The sequence below is a fragment of the Pseudomonas sp. BP01 genome (assembly GCF_022760795.1).
Lineage (GTDB): Bacteria > Pseudomonadota > Gammaproteobacteria > Pseudomonadales > Pseudomonadaceae > Aquipseudomonas > Aquipseudomonas putida_Q.
Genome location: NZ_JAFBKA010000035.1, coordinates 17356 through 34953 on the forward strand (window position 1 = coordinate 17356; position 17598 = coordinate 34953).

17 protein-coding genes are annotated in these 17598 nt (G+C 63.3%); 10 read left to right on the forward strand and 7 right to left on the reverse strand.

From position 1 onward, the window contains the following. Positions 1-214: 214 nt before the first annotated feature. Both JOY50_RS24070 and JOY50_RS24075 read right to left on the reverse strand, forming a co-directional pair. Positions 215-2656: a penicillin acylase family protein gene (locus tag JOY50_RS24070; RefSeq protein ID WP_243055989.1), complete on the reverse strand. Its 2442-nt coding sequence runs from the start codon at positions 2654-2656 to the stop codon at positions 215-217. Between the two features lie 103 nt (positions 2657-2759). Further along, the gene (locus tag JOY50_RS24075) at positions 2760-4100 is read right to left on the reverse strand and encodes a PLP-dependent aminotransferase family protein (protein WP_019471884.1); all 1341 of its coding nucleotides are present in this window, start codon (positions 4098-4100) and stop codon (positions 2760-2762) included. 172 nt (positions 4101-4272) lie between these two features. On the opposite strand from JOY50_RS24075, the gene JOY50_RS24080 reads away from it, so the two are divergent. Genes JOY50_RS24080 through JOY50_RS24095 form a run of 4 tightly spaced genes read left to right on the forward strand, consistent with a single transcriptional unit; the run spans position 4273 to position 7878 of the window. Further along, positions 4273-4986 carry a serine O-acetyltransferase gene (locus JOY50_RS24080; RefSeq protein ID WP_192902561.1) on the forward strand — a complete coding sequence of 238 codons (714 nt, stop codon included), beginning with the start codon at positions 4273-4275 and terminating at the stop codon, positions 4984-4986. Further along, on the forward strand, positions 4983-5771 hold the full coding sequence (locus JOY50_RS24085; RefSeq protein ID WP_132846860.1) for an alanyl-tRNA editing protein: 789 nt from the start codon (positions 4983-4985) through the stop codon (positions 5769-5771). The genes JOY50_RS24080 and JOY50_RS24085 overlap by 4 nt, the downstream gene beginning before the upstream one ends. Beyond that, positions 5768-6979, forward strand: coding sequence for an MFS transporter (locus JOY50_RS24090; protein WP_132846861.1), 1212 nt, complete (start codon positions 5768-5770; stop codon positions 6977-6979). The genes JOY50_RS24085 and JOY50_RS24090 overlap by 4 nt, the downstream gene beginning before the upstream one ends. After that, positions 6976-7878, forward strand: a complete 903-nt coding sequence (locus tag JOY50_RS24095) for a pyridoxal-phosphate dependent enzyme (RefSeq protein WP_132846862.1) — start codon at positions 6976-6978, stop codon at positions 7876-7878. Before JOY50_RS24090 ends, JOY50_RS24095 begins: the two co-directional genes overlap by 4 nt. Before the next feature lie 24 nt (positions 7879-7902). On the opposite strand, the gene JOY50_RS24100 is transcribed toward JOY50_RS24095, so the two are convergent. The 4 genes from JOY50_RS24100 to JOY50_RS24115 are packed head-to-tail and all read right to left on the reverse strand — an operon-like array spanning position 7903 to position 9575. Next, the gene (locus JOY50_RS24100; protein WP_019471879.1) at positions 7903-8106 is read right to left on the reverse strand and encodes an SEC-C metal-binding domain-containing protein; all 204 of its coding nucleotides are present in this window, start codon (positions 8104-8106) and stop codon (positions 7903-7905) included. A 7-nt stretch (positions 8107-8113) separates the two neighbouring features. Continuing rightward, entirely contained in the window at positions 8114-8599 is a 486-nt protein-coding gene (locus JOY50_RS24105) for an LEA type 2 family protein (protein ID WP_132846863.1), read from the reverse strand. 2 nt (positions 8600-8601) lie between these two features. Further along, a complete protein-coding gene (locus tag JOY50_RS24110; protein WP_132846864.1) occupies positions 8602-9078 on the reverse strand; it encodes a YchJ family protein in 477 nt (158 codons plus the stop codon). A 2-nt stretch (positions 9079-9080) separates the two neighbouring features. After that, positions 9081-9575: a DUF6231 family protein gene (locus tag JOY50_RS24115; protein WP_019471876.1), complete on the reverse strand. Its 495-nt coding sequence runs from the start codon at positions 9573-9575 to the stop codon at positions 9081-9083. A 159-nt stretch (positions 9576-9734) separates the two neighbouring features. On the opposite strand from JOY50_RS24115, the gene JOY50_RS24120 reads away from it, so the two are divergent. The 4 genes from JOY50_RS24120 (at position 9735) to JOY50_RS24135 (ending at position 12361) form a co-directional block, all read left to right on the forward strand. Continuing rightward, positions 9735-10427: an OmpA family protein gene (locus JOY50_RS24120; RefSeq protein ID WP_019471875.1), complete on the forward strand. Its 693-nt coding sequence runs from the start codon at positions 9735-9737 to the stop codon at positions 10425-10427. 89 nt (positions 10428-10516) lie between these two features. After that, positions 10517-11236: an OmpA family protein gene (locus tag JOY50_RS24125; RefSeq protein ID WP_132846865.1), complete on the forward strand. Its 720-nt coding sequence runs from the start codon at positions 10517-10519 to the stop codon at positions 11234-11236. A gap of 98 nt (positions 11237-11334) precedes the next feature. Continuing rightward, positions 11335-11610: a DUF1145 domain-containing protein gene (locus tag JOY50_RS24130; protein ID WP_019471873.1), complete on the forward strand. Its 276-nt coding sequence runs from the start codon at positions 11335-11337 to the stop codon at positions 11608-11610. After that, complete coding sequence (locus tag JOY50_RS24135) at positions 11603-12361, forward strand: collagen-like protein (protein WP_243055990.1); 759 nt, start codon at positions 11603-11605, stop codon at positions 12359-12361. Before JOY50_RS24130 ends, JOY50_RS24135 begins: the two co-directional genes overlap by 8 nt. Before the next feature lie 161 nt (positions 12362-12522). On the opposite strand, the gene JOY50_RS24140 is transcribed toward JOY50_RS24135, so the two are convergent. Then, on the reverse strand, positions 12523-12987 hold the full coding sequence (locus tag JOY50_RS24140; RefSeq protein WP_132846866.1) for a CopD family protein: 465 nt from the start codon (positions 12985-12987) through the stop codon (positions 12523-12525). Between the two features lie 98 nt (positions 12988-13085). On the opposite strand from JOY50_RS24140, the gene dinG reads away from it, so the two are divergent. Both dinG and JOY50_RS24150 read left to right on the forward strand, forming a co-directional pair. After that, positions 13086-15230, forward strand: coding sequence for an ATP-dependent DNA helicase DinG (gene dinG, locus JOY50_RS24145; protein ID WP_019473749.1), 2145 nt, complete (start codon positions 13086-13088; stop codon positions 15228-15230). A 79-nt stretch (positions 15231-15309) separates the two neighbouring features. Further along, positions 15310-17544, forward strand: a complete 2235-nt coding sequence (locus JOY50_RS24150; protein WP_132846867.1) for a beta-galactosidase — start codon at positions 15310-15312, stop codon at positions 17542-17544. Positions 17545-17598: the final 54 nt, after the last annotated feature.

The window sequence follows — 17598 nt, forward strand, 5'->3', positions numbered from 1 at the left end:
GCATGGGCGCCGGTTTGGAGTTACCAGTTAGGAGCCATGCTGGAGAAAGGAAGTTCGACTGGAAATGGTTGGGGCCGCTTCGCGCCCCATCGCCGGCAAGCCAGCTCCCACCGGAATCGTACAAGCGGGTGGAGGTATGAGGCCAGCGCGGTCAGGGTGGCAGCGGGTTTGCCGGCGAGGGGCTGCCAAGCAGCCCCAAAACAGACGATGCCGTTTATTTGCCGGGCACCAACGTAAGCCGCGGGTTGCCATATGCCCTGCCGAAGTTCTGCGGCTGTAGCGGCAGGCTCATGAAGCGCCCTTTGAGCCAGGCATCCAGGCCGTCATTGTAATGCACGCTGGCCGGGTTGCCGGACTGCCCGCTGCTGGTCAGCACCTGCAACGGTTCGGCCTGGCCAAAGTCGACGATCATCCGCGCCGAGGCCGGCAGGCGGGTGTCGAAGTCGCTGCCCCAGGCGTACGGCGTGAGCGCCAAGGTCGTGAAGTCGCCCCCGGCAGCCAGCGGCGCACGGCTGATTCCATCGCCCAGGCCATGGTAGGCCGGGGTCGGCCAGCGGTACTGGTGCAGCTTGCCCCACTGCCAGGCGCGGCGGTCGGCGCCCAATTGTGCGAAGCCGACATCCACCGCGCCAGCCAGGCTGCGGGCGAGGATGGTTGGCTTGTCTTCCTTCTGCGGGGTATTGCGGTCATCCCAGAACGGGCTGTCATCGCGACCCAGCAGGTGATCTGCCTGCGCCGAGAACGACAAACGAGCATTGTTGACGAAGGCCTGCCAGGCCGGGCCGGACTCCGGGCCAAGGTCGTCGAGGAACGTCTGCCGTGCAACTTCCTGGAGGAACAGCTCATACAGCGCTGCATCGGCCGACACCGGGCTCAGACGGCCGTCGAAAGCCTTCAGCCGGGCCAGCGCGTCTTTGGCCTTGTCGCGCTGTGCGGCGGGCAGGGCATCGATCGCCTGCTTCAGTGGCTGGGCCATGCCAGGGGCATCGAACATCTGCTTGAGCTTGTCGGCCAGCAGGGTTACCTGGTCGTTTTGCAGGGCCATCAGGCTGCGGCTGTCGTGGCGGCCATTGCCGGCGAGCTGGGCCAGGCGCTCAGCGCGTTCCGGGTAGTACCAGGTGCTGGACAGCTGCATGCCATAGCCACGCGGCAGGCTGCGCTGGTTGGCGTGGCCGATCCAGCCGGCGGGTGGGTCCTGGTCATAGGGGTGCAGCATCGGGTCGGCATAGCCGTCCCAGTCATAGCGCCCGTCCCAGCCCGGCGAGGGCAGCAGGCCCTGGCCTTCGCGGCGATTGGGGTAGCGGCCACTGACTTGCCAGCCGATGTGCTCAGGTTCGGCGAAGACGAAATTGAGGGCAGCAGCCGTCACTTCACGGGTGCTGTCGAAGGCGCGCTCGACGTTCTTGGCCCGGGTCAGGTCAAACAGCGCATCCAGGCTGCGGTCGCCCTTGAACTGCGGCAGGTTCAGCGCCAGGCCCAGGCTTGCGTTGTCGGGTTGGGCCAGCAAGGTGCCGTGGCGGGTGTCGTACATCACCTCGCGCAGCGGGCGCTGGCCACGGACAAAGAAGGTTTCGCTACGGGTGCGGGCCGGCAGCCATTTGCCATCGGCCAGGTAGCTCAGCTGGCTGCCCTGGCGACGCAGTTGCTCCAGGTACAGGTCCTGGTTGTCGGCCATCACGGCGCTGCTGCTCCAGGCCAGCTTGCCGTTGTAGCCAGCCAGGACGATCGGCAGGCCGGGCAACGACAGGCCGGCGACCTGGTACTTGCCCGTGTGGATTTGCACCGGGCTCAGGGCCCAGGCGGCGCGGCTGTCGCTGGCCAGCAGGCTCTTGCCACTGCGGCTGCGCTGCGGGCCCAGCGCCAGGTTGGCCGAGCCCGGGCTGCCGAGCAGGTCAAGGTCGGCCAGTTTCTGGCTGGCGGCCGCCAGCGCCTGAAGGCCCGGCAGCTGGCTGGCCAGGTTCAGGCCCTTGAGCTTGTCCACTTCGCTTTCAGCCAGTGGCTCATCCGGGGCGCCGGGCAGCAGCCAGGCCAGTTTGTCGCTGCCAGCCTTCTGGGCCAGGGTCAGGGCACTCAGTTCTTCCTGCAGGTTCACCGACTGGCTGAACGCGTACAGGCAGAAGATCAGCGCCGAATCCTCAGGCTTCCAGTATTCGGGGCGATAGCCACTGTTGGCCAGATCGGCCGGCAGCTTGTCGCGGTAGCGGAACAGGTAGGCGTTGACCCCGCGTGCGTACACTTCGAAGAAGCGCTTGAGCCTCGGCGATGCGTCGGCGTATTGCTGGGCGGCGCTCTGCTTGAGGTTGGCAGCACGCATCAGGCGGTCGATGTCCAGCGCTTCGCTGCCGGCCAGTTCGGCCAGGCGACCCTGGGCCAGCAGGCGCATGGCGATCATCTGCTCGATGCGGTCGCCGGCGTGCACATAGCCCAGACTGAACAGCGCATCGTGGAAGCTGCTGCTTTCGATCAACGGCGCGCCCATGGCGTTGCGGCGTACCGAGACGTTTTGCGCCAGGCCTTTGAGCGGCTGCACGCCGCTGGTCGGTGGCACGCTGTCCTGATGGCCGCCCGTCTGGCAGCCGGCCAGCCCGAGCATGCCGAGCAGCGTGGCGGCGGTTGCAAACCGCAGGCGGAAGGGAGGAAAGGCGGGGGCGGCCATGACAAGGGCTCCTGCAAGGCGAGGCGGGTTTCGAAAGGCGCTAAGGTAGTAAGCGCGCAGGCGCCATGCAAGGTCCCATGTCGGTTTATTTGATTGCGCAGGCTTAAACGATGAAGTGGTCTGCCAACGTCTCGGAAAAATGCGTGCAATTGATGCGCGCATAGCGTCGGTAGTCACGGGTGACCGCGAACGCAGAGCCGGGCATCAGCAGGATCTTGTGCTGCTCCAGTTTGCGCACCAGAGGCTGCAGGTCTGGCAGGTCCGGGTGATAGACCCAGAGAAACATGCCCCCTTGCGGCGCGATCTCGAACTGCCAGCCGCGCTCGAGCAACAAGCGTTGGGTCTGGACCTGTTGCCTGATCAGGCGCTGCTGCACATCCTTCATATGCCGGGCATAGGTGCCGTCCGACAATATGGTGTTGACGAAGCGCTCGCAAAACGCAGGCACGGCCACGCACGTCAGCAGTTTCAGGCGGGTGAGCGGTTCTATCAGGTCTTGCGAGCAGGCGATGAAGCCCACGCGCAACGAGGCGGACAGGCATTTGGAAAAACTGCCGATGTAGATGACCCGGTCAAGGTTGTCCAGCTCGGCGAATGTCTGGCGCACGGCAGGGCTGAAGTCGCCGTACACATCATCCTCGACCACGTAGAACTCGTGTTCCACTGCCAGGCGCAGCACGCTGAAGGCGTTGTGCGGGCTGATGTTGCTACCGGTCGGGTTGTGGAAGGTGCTGTTGCAGAAGAACGCCTTGACCTTGTGCCTGGCCAGGTGGCTTCTCATTTCTTCCACGTCCGGCCCGTCCTGGGTCCGTCGGATGCCGACGACGTGCCCGCCCGCCAGCTGGATCAGCTTGATCAGGTTGCCATTGCCCGGTTCATCGACGAAAACGTGGTCGCCCGGCTTGATCAGCAACCGGGCAACCAAGTCCAGGCCTTGAGTGGCACCCAGGGTGGTCAGCAACTGGTTGGGGCGGGCTTCGACACGGGTCAGCCGCTTCATGTGCACGCACAGCTGCTTGCGCATGGGCAGGTAACCCTGGATATCGCCATATTCGGCCAGGGAACTTTGCTCCAGCCGCGCCGTGCGCCGAATCGCCTTGGCCAGCAGCTCGGTGTCGCGCCACGCTGGGGGCAGCCAGCCGCTGCCCAGCTTGGTGTAGTGCTGGCCGCCCTGCAGCAGACGGAACAGCGGATCGCCCGCCATGCACTCGGGTTCATGGATCACGCTGGTTTGCCGGGTGCGGTTTGCGACGAAGTAGCCGCGGCCGGGTGAGGCCGTCAGCACACCTTCGCTGACCAGCTGGGCATAGGCCGAGACGACGTCGTGGTAACTGAAGTCGACCGCCGCCGTCAGCTTGCGAATGGAGGGCATGCGTTGCCCTGGCAACCATTCGCCTGCATCCAGGCGTTGTTTCAACAGGTGATGAAGGCTGCAGGGGTTCATGGCAGGTCCGAAACCGTTAGAAAAAAAAGCCTAACAGTTAACGGAAATGCTTGTCGACTGTTCGTTTGCTAATGGCCAGTACATGCCACTATCCCCTTGTCGGAACTTTCGGCTGCCAGCAAAGGCGGCACTTTTAGCGTCTGTGCAGACCAGACAACTGGATATCAAGCCCATGCATACTATGGACATGCAATCAGCCGTCATTGCCAGGCTCCCTGTGCCTGACGAACTGGCGTCATTCAAAGTTGTGAAAAACCTCGTGACCTCGGCGTTATTGGAGTGCTGTTCACTCGACGAGTTTGAAACACTTAAGCAAACATCGATTATTGAAAGTGTTTCAGAGCAGGCCCATGCCGACTTGCAGGCCTTTGCCCAGAAAGACCCGGCTGCTGGCCGCGACCTGGTATTTATTGCAAGAACCTATACCTCTTATTCTGCGGTTCTGCATTATCGGCTTGCCCATTGGATCTACAGCAATACGGATTCTATATACGGTGCTGGGGGCCAATGCCTGGCCGCCATGATCTCCAGGCGCGGGAAAATGCTCTCGGGTGCGGAAATCCATTTCCGCAGCCGCATCGGTGCGCGCTTCATCATCGATCACGGCATGGGCACCGTCATTGGTGAAACATCGACCATTGGTGACGATTGCTACGTGCTCGGCGGCGTCACTCTGGGCGCCCGCGGTATCAGCGACAACCCTTCGAGCCCTCGGCACCCGACCGTCGGCAACCGAGTCCAGATCGGCGCTTTCGCCAGTGTGCTCGGCGCTATCCATGTCGGTGACGGCGCATTCATCGGGCCGGGCTGCATTGTTACAAAAGACGTCCCTGCCGCGGCCCGGGTGCAGGTAAAAACATCATTGCAGGTGGTACTGGAATCATGAACGCTCTGAACTATGAAGTTTTGCGTAATACCGAAAAGCTGTATTACAAGGACCAGTATCTGGCGGGCGCCAATACGCAAGTAACGCGGGTGCACAGTGACGGTATCGAGTTGCAAAGTACCGTGGCCTATCCGGAAGGTGGCGGCCAGGAGGCTGATTTCGGCACGATTGAACTACCGATCGGTACCGTGCGATTTATCTGGGTTAAAAAACTCTACGGTAGCCCTATTCGCCTGGAGGGTTTCAAAGGCGGAAAACTGGGCGGCATCATTATTCACAGCCTGCACCCTGATGACTTGCATCTGCTGGATGAAGTCACCGTTGGCATGCCGGCCCGCGTCACGATTGATACTGAACGGCGCGAACGGTTGACGCTGTCTCACAGTGCCAGCCACTTCCTGTATGCCGCGGCCATCAGCCTGCGAGAAGAACTGAAACAGTGGACTATTGGCTGCCATATCAAGGAAGACTCGGCGCGCTTCGACTTTCTGGTCGAAGACGCATTCACTGCCGAAGACGTGGTTGAGATAGAGCGCCGTGCAAATGAGCTGATCGCCTGCGATGCGCCTATCGAACACTACGCGGTGCACGGCCTGGAAGACGCGCGCTTGTGGACCTACAACGGCATCGAAATCCCGTGTGGCGGCACACACCTTGAGTCGCCTCGGCGCATCGGGCGCGTGTCCGTGCGCCGCAAACGCCTGGGCAAAGGCAAAGAGCGGCTGATCTGTGTGTTCCCAGATGCCGAAATCGATGTGTCCACCTATCACGAGCCTGCGCTATGAACAGCACACTCCCGCGGCGTACCTACCTGTACTTCACCGCACAGTCGATCAACCTGACGACCGCCGTCATGTCCGTGACCATGGCCGCCATCGTCGGGGCGGCATTGGCACCGGCTGCTGCGTGGTCCACCGTGCCCTACGGCTTCCAGTTTCTGTGCCTGATGCTGGCTACATACCCGGTCTCCCGATTGATGAGCCGTATCGGTCGCAAGAAGGCCTTCATGCTGGGGTCGATCCCTTTGGCAGCTTCTGGTATCAGCGGTTACCTGGCGGTGGAGTACCAGCATTTCCAGCTATTGGTGTTGAGCCATTCGGCGTTGGGCGTTTATATCGCCTTTGCCAACTTCAACCGCTTCGCGGCCACTGACAACCTGGCCCAGAGCCTCAAGCCCAAAGCCCTTTCACTGGTTGTGGCGGGGGGCGTCATTGCAGCCGTGGTGGGGCCGACACTGACCGAGTGGCTGAGGGACGTTGGCGGCTACCCGCTGTTTTCGCTGTGTTATGCCTCGTTCGTTGGCCTGGCGCTGATGTCGCTGATGATTGCCATTTGCCTGCCCAACGATACCGCCACCGCCAAGGCAAGTCAGCAAGCGCATAAATCGGCCAGTCCCCGCGCCGAACCCTTCAGCCCGTCGGTGAAAGTTGCCATGGCTGTTGCGGCGCTGAGCTACGGGATCATGAACCTGCTCATGATTCAGGCATCGATGCACATGAAACACATGCATGAGGACTTCTCTGACGTCCGCCTGGCAATCCAGTGGCATGTGGTAGCGATGTTTGCACCGTCATTTTTCACCGGCGCAATCATCCAGAAGCTGGGCATCAAGACCACCATCTGTGCCGGGCTCGCCCTGTTGATCGGTTGCTCGGCGCTGAATATCTGGTCGCACAGCTACGCGATGATGACCCTGGCGCTGATTGCCCTCGGGCTGGGCTGGAACCTGACCTATGTCGGCGGCGGCGCACTGCTTGCCCAGGCGCTGCAGAACAGCCCTGCAGCGATGCAGATGCAGGGCAAGAACGACTTGGCTATTGCCATTTTGGCAACCGTCGGTGCGTTCAGCCCATCGCTGTTGCTCAGTACGGTTGGCTGGGATGGCACCAATGCCATCTGCATGGCCCTTTGTATCGGTTTGCTCTTCGCCACTGCTGGCCTGCTGCAGAACAAGGCCTGTTTGCACACTTCAATGGAAGGTAGCCGCAAATGAGCGAGCTCATCAGCGTCAGCGAACGTATTTACACCAAACTGGAAATGAACAACCCTGGCGGCAGCCACAAATACCGCGCAGCCCGGCATATCGTCGAACATGCCTTGCGCAACGGCGACATTATCCCGGGTGTGACTACGGTCATCGAAAAAACCGGTGGCAGTTTCGGGTTCGGCTTGCTGGCGGCCTGTCACAAGTACCAGGTTGCCGTGGAGCTGGCGGTAGGGCTTGGCTTCAGCCAGACCAAACGGGATTTGCTGGAGTGTTTTGGTGCCAGGCTGATCGGCAAGGAAATGCTGGTGGCCGGCGCCACGCCCAAGGATGTCGTGATGCATCATCTGGATAACCAGGCGGCGATGGGCAAGTCGTATTTCTATACCGACCAATTCAATAACCCAGTGGGCATCGAAGCCCATCGTTACCAGACGGCCAGCGAGCTCGCCGTGCAATTGACCAATGTCGGGGCTGGGCGGGAAATCCTGTTTGTCGGTTGCGCCGGCACTGGCGCAAGTTTCACAGGTATCACCCTGGGGCTGAAGGACCACGGTTTCGAGGTGTCGACGGTGTTGGTCGACCCCAGCGGTTGTGATTCAAGGGCGGGTGTGTTCACGGACCATCGCTTTGAAGGCATGGCGGTGGGTGTTTGCCCGCCCTTCATGGACTGGTCGTTGGTGGACGAGCGGGCCCAGGTGCAACATGCAGAAATGCTGGCTGCACAGCGCTGGTTCTACATGCAAAGTGGCATTTTTGTGGGGAATACCGCCGCAGCCTGCCTCGCCGTTGCCCAGCGCATGGCACAGCACCCGCGCTATGCCGCGACCACCCTGGTCACCATCGCCTACGACGCGGGGCTCTGGTACCAGGACTTGCTAGGGGCGACCCGGCGAAAGGCCGCGTAGCAGATTTTTAATCGAGCCAGTCGATCAGGCGCCGTGGCACTTCTTGAACTTTTTCTCGCTGCCGCAAGGGCAAGGGTCGTTACGGCCAACATCCTTCAGGGCATTGCGTACCGGCTCCTGGTGGCCGTGGTTGCAGTGCGGGCCGTGTACATGGCCATGATCGTGGTGGTGGTCATGATCATGGTCGTGGTTGCAGTCAGGGCCATGAACGTGGGGTTGTTGGGACATTGCAGGGTTACTCCGGGATGTGATCGCCGGGGATTATCTCACCACTGCGCGATAAGTGCAGGTCCCGATGGATGAACAACCCGGTCGCCAGTTCGCCCTGCAGGGTGTAGTTCAGCGGCTGCTTGCTTCTGAGCAGCTTGGCCAGGGGCTTGAGGTGCTGCCACAGGTTGGTTCGCGCGGTGATCTTGAAAGTGCGCCGGGCGTGCCCGCCCACGCTGCGCCAGACACTGGCTTCGTCCTGCACCAGCAGCAGGTCGTTGAGGCGTATTGCATACGACAGGTTGCGGATGAACAGGCGACTGTCATTGGGGTTGTCGACCCGCAGGTGCAACACGAACTCCTGCTCAAGCAACCTGGCCTTGACCGTTTCGACCTCGACCAGGTGCACTTCGGGTTCGCGCCAGTCGTCCCCCCCCCAACTGGCACAGCCCGCCAGCAACGCCAGGCATGCCATCAGTGTGCAGGGCAGCAGCAGGCGGGCGCGGGCCATCATGTTCAGCTACCCACGTAACTGGCGCAGCATTTCTTGAACTTCTGCCCGCTGGCGCAGGGGCAGGGGTCGTTGCGCCCAGCCTTGAGCCCGACCGTAGGGTCGATGAAGTACCAGCGCCCGGCATGCTGAACGAACGCCGAACGTTCACGGTGCTGGTGATCGCCATCCTGGTCGTGCCAGCGTGCGGTGAAGGTGACAAACCCGTGCTCCGGCTGGCCGCCCAGCACTTCGGCGCCTTCCACCTCCAGGCCCAGCCAGGTGCTCTGGGCGCTCCAGGCAGCCATGGCGGCCTGGTCCAGGTCGGCTTGCTGGGCCGGCAGGGTGGTGGCGACCAGGTAATCGACCAGGCCCAGCACGTAGGCGCTGTAGCGTGATCGCATCAGCGCCTGGGCATCGGGTGCCGGGGTGCCGGCATGGTAATGCCCGCAGCAGGCGTCGAGCAGGTTGCCACTGCCGCAAGGGCAGACCGAGACACTCATCATCACCACCAGTACTTGCCGAAGTTTTCAGGGTTGGCCCAGAACCTGGCGTTGAGCCAGTCCGGGACCTGCTTGTAGTCATGTAGATCATAGGTGAACAGGCTCAAAACCTGCTGGTCACGGCGGAATTTCTCGCTGGCCGACAGGGCCAGGGCAAAGAAGTCGGTGTCTTGCCAGCCGCAGGCGGCCAGGTCGGCCAGCACCGCTACCCGGCTGGCATTGAGGTTGCGAATGCCGCCGAGCAGTTCCAGGCCGGTGCGCTTGGGCAGGTGTTCCAGGCAGTCCACCAGCACCGCCAGGTCAAAGCGTTGGGCCGCCAGTTCGGCCGGCAGCGGGCCCGGGGCAGCAGTGGCGATAGTCACCTGGGGGTGCGCCTGGGCGAAGGCGTCCAGCGCCGGAAAGCGCGTGCCGACCAGCAGCAGGCGTTGCGGGGTGAAGCGCTCGAGCAGGGCCGCGAGGGCCTGCTGCGGGGTGCGTTGGGAAAAACCGTCGGTCATTGCCAATCCTCGTTCAAGTCGTCCAAGACTAGCGGGCCGCGGCGTGCGGGCAAAGCGCATTGTGACCACGTCGTGGCTTATTGCTGGCAGGGTTGGAATGCGCGGTCTTTACTCCCACAGATCGGCCTTATGCCGATTCCCCCTAGGAGAAGCAATGAAATGAGCATAGTACGCACAGCGTTACCCCTGGTACTGCTCACCAGTGTGTTGACTGGTTGTGCAGGTTTGCAAAAAACCGACTGGCCGAAGTGTGCCGCCGTCGGGGGTGTAGGCGGCGCCGCTTTGGGCGCTATTGAAAGCTCCAGCTGGGCTGGCTGGGGTGCGTTGCTGGGCGGTGGCCTGGCGGCGGGTTATTGCTGGGCCCATGGCGATGGCGACGAGGATGGCGACGGTGTGCCGGACAGCCGTGACAAGTGCCCGGGCACACCGCGCGGTGTGCAGGTCGATGCCAACGGATGCCCGCCTGAGCCGGTAGCAGTGGTGGAAGAAGTGGTGGTGCAGAAGGAAGAAGTCATCGTCATCCGCGATGTGCACTTCGAGTTCGATTCTGCGCGCCTGACCGCCAGTGACAAAGAGCGCCTCAATACCATTGCCACGCGCCTGAAACAGGAAGCGCCGTCTGCCCGCCTGAGCGTCAGCGGCCATACCGACAGCGTCGGCTCCGACAATTACAACCAGAAACTGTCCGAGCGCCGCGCCCATTCGGTGACCGATTACCTGGTCGAGAGCGGTGTACCGCGCAGCAGCTTCGTTTCGGTGGTCGGTGCCGGTGAAACCCAACCGGTAGCTGACAATGCCACGGCCGACGGGCGTGCCATGAACCGCCGTACCGAAATCAAGATCCAGCGGTAAGGCGGCATGCGCCCGTGCCTGGAGCAGTGGCACGGGCGCGTCTTCATGCCGGTCAGCCGTTTGTGGCCAATGACACAGGAGCATTCAGCATGAGTGTGACGTCGAAGGCGGCGCTGCCGTTGTTGGTGGCTGCCAGCCTGCTCGCGGGCTGCGCTACCCACAGCGATGGTAGCGCACCGCTCAACCAAAGGACCTGGCCCATTTGCAGCCTGCTGGGCGGTCTGGCCGGTGGCGGCCTGGGCGCTATTGAAAGTTCTACTTGGGCCGCAGGTGGCGGCGCTCTGGGCGCCATCGCCGGGGGGTTGATCTGTTACGCCCAGGATGGTGACGAAGATGACGACGGTATTTTCGACCGCCGCGATCATTGCCCCGATACCCCCGCCAACACCGCAGTCGACCACATGGGCTGCCCCCTGAAGGTATACCCGGCAGCGCCGCCTGCCACTGCACCTGAGCCCTCGCCAGAGGTGATCATCCTCGATGACAACGGCGCGGTGATGTTTGCCTTCGATTCCGCCGACCTGACCCCGGCGGCGCAGCAACGTCTGCAAGGCCTGGTGGCGAAACTCGATTCACCGACGATAGCCAAGGTGAGCGTGATCGGGCACACCGACAACGTGGGGTCCGATAGCTACAACCAGGCGCTTTCCGAGCGCCGTGCCAGCAGCGTTGCCGAGTACCTTATCAGCCAGGGCCTGGAGCCGGGCAAGGTCACCAGCCAGGGCCGCGGCGAAAGCGAGCCGATCACCGATAACGAAAGCGAGGAGGGCCGCGCCCGCAACCGACGGGTGGAGCTGCATCTGAACTGAGCGGTGCTGGCGCCTGCCTTGGCATTGCAGTTACTGTTGGTCGCACGGCCCGCTCGAACGGGCCGTCTCGACATAACAACACTCTATAGGGGCGGGGTATGAAGTTCATCCTGGGCGTGGGCAAGGTCCTGACGGTCGCTTTCTGGGGGGTGGTGTTGTTCAATCAACTGATGCCACAACCTTTGCCCTTCAATCTGCTGATCAATGCCGCTGGCATCGTCCTGTTCAGCTTGCACCTGCTCGAAGTGCTGTTCTTCAATGGCAGCCTGCGTGGGCGCAGCCACCGCTGGTTCGACCGTTTGCAGATCCTGCTGACAGGTATCTTCCATGTCATGTCCATTCCCCGTGCGCAGGAGGCGCCGCGAAATGCGTAATCTGATGTTGCTGGCCATGTTGGCCGCCCCCCTGGCCCAGGCTGAAAGCCTGGAGGTCGCCGCCAATTCCATGCTGCGCCTGCCCGACAAGTCGGCCAGCGTGCACTTTATGCACCTGCGTGTCGCCGATGCGGCAACCCTGCTGCTGCCTGCCTCGCTTGCGCAATTGACGGTGGATCAGCTGGAACTGGGGCGTGATGCGCGTATCGCCATTGCTCCCTCCGACAGCCTCCTGGTGATCGAGGCGCGTAGCGCGAGGTTGGGCGAGGGCAGTGAATTCAGTGCCACCGGCGCGGCGGGTAGCTACCAACGGGCAGCTCGCCCGGGCCGCAGCCTCGACCTGAAACTGGTTGAAGTGGATGCCGAGCGTGTGGCGATCGACGCCCGTGGTGGCGCGGGCGCGCCGGGTTATGTGGGGCTTGATGGTGGCAACGGGCAGGCGGGTGGCTGCACCTGGGGGCAGGCCAGCCGTGGTGCCAATGGCGATGACGGCGGCAACGGGCACGATGGCGCGCCGGGTGGGCGTATTCGCCTGAGCGTGCCGCAGGGCTTCCCACAAGAGCGCGTTGTCGTGCGCCTGGATGGCGGCGCCCCGGGCAAGCCTGGGGCGGCGGGCAAGGCGGGTAAAGGTGGGGCTAGCAAGGGTTGCCTGGTGTACAGCACCGATGCTGGCGCCAATGGCCGGCCAGGGCAGCCTGGGCAGCCCGGCCTGGCAGGCGCCGCAGGTGAGCTGATCTTGCAACACCTCTAAGCCACACCGCGCCCCCCCCCTGTAGGAGCGGCCTTGTGTCGCGATGGGCTGCGCAGCAGCCCCCGGATTCCAGCATGTTGCCTATATTGCTGGGGCTGCTGTGCAGCCCATCGCGACACAAGGCCGCTCCTACAGGGATCGCGTAGAGCCTGTCAGATCATTCAGATCATCAGGCGCGAACTGGCCACAGCGACCACCGCCAGGCCCAGCAGCAGGTTGACCCCCACCATCCGCCGAATGCGCCCGAGTACCGCCGCACCCGTCGGCCAGTCCTCGGCTTGCACCGCCGTCTTCAACTCCGGCAGCAGCAACGCCTGAATGCGCATGAACAAGGCAAACATGGCAATGCCCCCACCAATCATCACCTGCACGTACTTCGGTGCAGTCTCGAAGCCGCTGAAACGCATGTGCAACATGCCGATACCACTTATCGCCAAAATCGCCACCGCCACCCAGACCCAGCCGAAGAAGCGTCGGAAAACTTCCACCCACAGCCGCAGCCGCGCAGGCCCTTCAAGGGCTGCAACCGTTGCCGGGCGCAGCACCAGCCAGGCGAAGAACATGCCGCCGACCCATACCAGGGCAGCCAGAACATGCAATGTGTAGGGCAGGGCAAAGGCGAGCATCCGGATCTCCATGCGGCATAAAGGGCAATAGCGGGGTATGATAGCCGCCCCATGCGAAACACTGAAAATATATCCAGCCCGACGGGCGCCTGCAGACCATGATCAGCACCGAACTCAAAGCCACCATCCAGGGCGCCTATTCGCGTTTTCTCGAAGCCAAGAGCCTTAAGCCTCGCTATGGCCAGCGCCTGATGATCGCCGAAGTGGCCAAGGTACTTGGCGACATTGCCTGCGACGATGAAGGCCGCCGCGCCGGCGAGCCTGCCGTGGTCGCCGTGGAGGCGGGCACCGGTACCGGCAAGACGGTGGCCTATAGCCTGGCCGCCATCCCGGCCGCCAAGGCTGCCGGCAAGCGCCTGGTGATCGCCACCGCCACCGTGGCCCTGCAGGAGCAGATCGTCTTCAAGGACCTGCCCGACCTGATGCGCAACAGCGGGCTCAACTTCAGCTTTGCCCTGGCCAAGGGCCGTGGCCGCTACCTGTGCCTGTCCAAACTCGACATCCTGCTGCAGGAGGGCCACGCCCAGTCGGCCACTGCCCAGTTGTTCGAGGAAGAGGGCTTTCGCATCGAGGTCGACGAGCGCAGCCAGAAGCTGTTCAACAGCATGATCGAGAAGCTGGCCGGCAACCGCTGGGACGGTGACCGTGACAGCTGGTCAGAAGCCCTGGAAGACCAGGACTGGGCCCGCCTCACCACCGACCATAGCCAGTGCACCGGCCGCCACTGCCCGAATTTCCAGCAGTGCGTGTTCTACAAGGCTCGTGAAGGCATGGGCAAGGTCGACGTGATCGTTACCAACCACGACATGGTACTGGCCGACCTGGCCCTGGGCGGCGGTGCGGTGCTGCCGGACCCGCGCGACACCATGTATGTGTTCGACGAAGGCCACCACCTGCCAGACAAGGCCATCGGCCACTTCGCCCACTACTCCCGCCTGCGCTCCACCGCAGACTGGCTGGAACAGACCGCCAAGAACCTGACCAAGCTGCTGGCCCAGCACCCGCTGCCCGGCGACCTGGGCAAGTACATCGAGCAGGTGCCAGAGCTGGCGCGGGAAGTGCGCACCCAGCAGCAGTTCATGTTCACCCTCTGCGAGCAGGTTGCCGACTTCCGCCCCAGTGAAGACACCGAGGGCCGCGAGCGCCCGCGCTACCGCTTCGAAGGCGGCGTCGTGCCGGAACAGATGCGCGAAGTGGGCATCGAGCTGAAGAAGGGCTTTGCTCGCCTCAACGATTTGTTTACCCGCCTGGCCGACCTGCTCAAGGAAGGCATGGACGGCGAGGTGAATATTGGCATCGCCAGCCACCAGGCCGAAGAGTGGTACCCGTTGTTCGGCAGCCTGGTCACCCGCGCCCAGGGCAACTGGGAACTGTGGACGGCCTTTACCGCCGAAGACCCGGAAGACAGCCCGCCGATGGCTCGCTGGCTGACGCTGGCCGAGAGCGGTGCAATGTTCGACATCGAAGTCAACGCCAGCCCCATCCTCGCCGCCGAAATGCTTCGTCGCAGCCTGTGGAGCGTTGCCCACGGTGCGCTGGTGACCTCGGCGACGCTGACCGCGCTGGGCAAATTCGACCGTTTCCGCATGCGCTCGGGTCTACCGCGTGATGCCGTAACCTGTGTGGTACCCAGCCCGTTCGTGCACGGCGACGCCGGTCTGTTGCGGGTGCCCGACCTCAAGGCTGACCCCCGCGACGCGGCGGCACACACCGCGGCAATCATCCGCGAGCTGCCGAACATCGTCGAAGATGCCCGTGGCGCACTGGTGCTGTTCTCCTCGCGCAAGCAGATGCAGGACGTGTTCGATGGCCTGGACCGTGACTGGCGCAAGCTGGTACTGATCCAGGGCAACCTGTCCAAGCAGGAAACCCTGAACAAGCACAAGGCGCGGGTCGACGATGGCCAGCACAGCGTGCTGTTCGGCCTGGCAAGCTTTGCCGAGGGTGTCGACTTGCCTGGCGCCTATTGCGAGCATGTGGTGATCGCCAAGATTCCGTTTGCCGTGCCCGATGACCCGGTCGAAGCGGCGCTGGCGGAATGGATCGAGGCCCGCGGCGGCAACCCGTTCATGGAAATTGCCGTACCCGACGCCTCGCTGAAGCTGATCCAGGCCTGCGGTCGCCTGCTGCGCACCGAGCAGGATCGCGGTGTCATTACCTTGCTTGACCGGCGCCTGGTCACCCAGCGCTACGGCAAGGCTATTCTCAATGCGCTGCCGCCGTTCCGGCGGGAGATTTCCTGACCGCCGGAGCACTTGCTCTGGCGCGTTGTCCATTACTCAGTCTGGGCCCGTGAGTGGCCTGAAGGAGAGCCCCAGCCTCATGGTCCGCCTCACCCTGCCCGCCGTTTTCGCCCTGTTGTTTAGCTCGCCGTTGCTGGCTGGGCAGCAGACGCTGTTCAGCTTCGTGCGCCCGGCTTCGGTGGTCAATGTGGCGACCGAAGATGCCGGCATGCCGCAGTACAACGCGGAGCAGACGGCCGAGGGCGAGGTGTTGCGGCGTGTAGTGTTCAACCCGGTCGAACGGCCGACCCTGCGCCTGAGCCCGCAAGGCGGGACGTGGGATTGGTCCGCCGGGCAGTTCCTCACCTTGCGTCTGCAGAGCGCGATGGACTGGGCGCTGACGGTGGATGTCACGGTGCAAGGTAGCGATGGTCGCACATTGACCAGCCGGATTGACCTGCCGGCCGGCCCGGCGCAAACCGTGATGGTGCCGCTGACCGCCAGCTCGCCGCTGAGCCAGGGCATGCGCGCCGGCCCGCCCATGCCGTGGAGCCATGGCGGCCAGCGCTTGCTGTTGACCAGCAGCGCTGGCGCGATCGACCTCAAGCAGGTGGCCTCGGTCAGCCTGAGCATCCCCAGCCCCAAGGTGGCGCAGAACCTGCTGATCGAGCGGGTGGGCATCCAGGATGACGACCAGGCCTACAAGGCGGCCTACCAGGACCTGATCGATGCCTATGGCCAGTCCACGCGCGGCAATTGGCCCGAAAAGGTCGCCAATGACGAGCAGCTCAAGGCGGCCGATACGCGTGAACAGCAGCAGCTCAAGGGCTGGCTGGCTGAGCGTGGCAAGCAGCAACTGGACGGCTACGGCGGGCTGATGGCCGGGCCGGCGTTCGAGGCCAAGGGCTTTTTTCGCACCGAAAAGCGTGATGGGCGCTGGTACCTGGTAACGCCGGAAGGGCACCCGTTCTATTCCCTGGGGGTGAATGCCGTCGCCGCAGATGGCGGGCGTACCTACGTCGCCGGCCGTGAAGGCATGTTCAAGGCGTTACCGGGCGAGGGCGATGCACTGACCGCATTCTACGGTGAGGGCAACAACGACGATGGCAATGCCTCGTCGCAAGGGCGCAACTTCAAACAAGGGCGCTGGTTCGACTTTTATGCTGCCAACGTGCAGCGTACCTACGGCAAACCCTGCGCGCCTGCCGCAGAAGGGCAGCCCGCCAACTGCCCGCCACTGGTGCTGGACGCTGCCCGCTGGCAGGCGCATGCGCTGGACCGTCTGATGGCCTGGGGTTTCAACACGGTCGGCAACTGGAGCGAGCCCGCCCTGGGCCAGGCCAAACGTATGCCCTACACCTTGCCGCTGTCGATCGTGGGTGATTACGCCAGCATCAGCACCGGCATGGACTGGTGGGGCAGCATGCCCGACCCGTTCGACCCGCGTTTCGCCATGGCCACCGAGCGCGCCGTGGCCATTGCCGCCCGTGATCACCGTGACGACCCTTGGCTGATCGGCTACTTCGCCGACAACGAGCTGGCCTGGGCTGCCCCAGGCAGCGACCCTAAAGCCCGGTATGGCCTGGCCTACGGCACTTTGCGCCTGACCACCGATGTACCGGCCAAGCGCGCCTTCCTCAAGCAGCTGCGTGACAAGTACCGCAACCAGCAAGGGCTGTCCAAGGCCTGGGGCATCGAACTGGCCGCCTGGGAGCTCATGGAAGACCCGGGCTTCGAGGCGCCGTTGCCCGACCCGGAACACCCGGAAATCGAGCGCGACTACCAGCACTTCCAGCAAGTGTTCGCCGAGACCTACTTCAAGACCATTGCTGACTCATTGAAGTGGCATGCCCCCAATCACCTGCTGCTCGGTGGCCGCTATGCGCTCAGCACGCCAGAGGCGGTCAAGGCCTGCGCCGAGTTCTGCGATGTGCTCAGCTTCAACTTCTACACCCTCAAGCCGCAGGACGGCTACGACTTCGCCCGCCTGGCCGAGCTGGACAAACCGGTGCTGGTGTCCGAGTTCCAGTTCGGTTCGCGTGATCGCGGGCCGTTCTGGCCGGGGCCGCTGGAGTTGGCGCGGGAAGAAGACCGCGGCCCGGCCTACGGCAACTTCCTCAAGGCGGCCCTGGCGCAGCCGATGATCGTTGGTGCGCACTGGTTCCAGTACCTCGACCAGCCAGCCAGCGGTCGCCTGCTGGACGGCGAAAACGGCCACCTTGGGCTGGTGGCGATCACCGATGTGCCGTACCCGGGTTTTGTCGACGCCGTGCGCAAGAGCAACCTGCAGGTGATGGACCAATTGCGCACACAGTTGGAAAAACCGGCTCCCTGAGCACAAGCTACCGTTCGTCGCGACCATTTGGCCCAAGCCGGTTTGCAAAACACC

Bases quoted from the DNA above. Each gene is read 5' to 3' on its own strand.
- JOY50_RS24070 (WP_243055989.1), bottom strand. From the start codon at position 2,656: ATGGCCGCCCCCGCCTTTCCTCCCTTCCGCCTGCGGTTTGCAACCGCC.
- JOY50_RS24075 (WP_019471884.1), bottom strand. From the start codon at position 4,100: ATGAACCCCTGCAGCCTTCATCACCTGTTGAAACAACGCCTGGATGCA.
- JOY50_RS24080 (WP_192902561.1), top strand. From the start codon at position 4,273: ATGCATACTATGGACATGCAATCAGCCGTCATTGCCAGGCTCCCTGTG.
- JOY50_RS24085 (WP_132846860.1), top strand. From the start codon at position 4,983: ATGAACGCTCTGAACTATGAAGTTTTGCGTAATACCGAAAAGCTGTAT.
- JOY50_RS24090 (WP_132846861.1), top strand. From the start codon at position 5,768: ATGAACAGCACACTCCCGCGGCGTACCTACCTGTACTTCACCGCACAG.
- JOY50_RS24095 (WP_132846862.1), top strand. From the start codon at position 6,976: ATGAGCGAGCTCATCAGCGTCAGCGAACGTATTTACACCAAACTGGAA.
- JOY50_RS24100 (WP_019471879.1), bottom strand. From the start codon at position 8,106: ATGTCCCAACAACCCCACGTTCATGGCCCTGACTGCAACCACGACCAT.
- JOY50_RS24105 (WP_132846863.1), bottom strand. From the start codon at position 8,599: ATGATGGCCCGCGCCCGCCTGCTGCTGCCCTGCACACTGATGGCATGC.
- JOY50_RS24110 (WP_132846864.1), bottom strand. From the start codon at position 9,078: ATGAGTGTCTCGGTCTGCCCTTGCGGCAGTGGCAACCTGCTCGACGCC.
- JOY50_RS24115 (WP_019471876.1), bottom strand. From the start codon at position 9,575: ATGACCGACGGTTTTTCCCAACGCACCCCGCAGCAGGCCCTCGCGGCC.
- JOY50_RS24120 (WP_019471875.1), top strand. From the start codon at position 9,735: ATGAGCATAGTACGCACAGCGTTACCCCTGGTACTGCTCACCAGTGTG.
- JOY50_RS24125 (WP_132846865.1), top strand. From the start codon at position 10,517: ATGAGTGTGACGTCGAAGGCGGCGCTGCCGTTGTTGGTGGCTGCCAGC.
- JOY50_RS24130 (WP_019471873.1), top strand. From the start codon at position 11,335: ATGAAGTTCATCCTGGGCGTGGGCAAGGTCCTGACGGTCGCTTTCTGG.
- JOY50_RS24135 (WP_243055990.1), top strand. From the start codon at position 11,603: ATGCGTAATCTGATGTTGCTGGCCATGTTGGCCGCCCCCCTGGCCCAG.
- JOY50_RS24140 (WP_132846866.1), bottom strand. From the start codon at position 12,987: ATGCTCGCCTTTGCCCTGCCCTACACATTGCATGTTCTGGCTGCCCTG.
- dinG (WP_019473749.1), top strand. From the start codon at position 13,086: ATGATCAGCACCGAACTCAAAGCCACCATCCAGGGCGCCTATTCGCGT.
- JOY50_RS24150 (WP_132846867.1), top strand. From the start codon at position 15,310: ATGGTCCGCCTCACCCTGCCCGCCGTTTTCGCCCTGTTGTTTAGCTCG.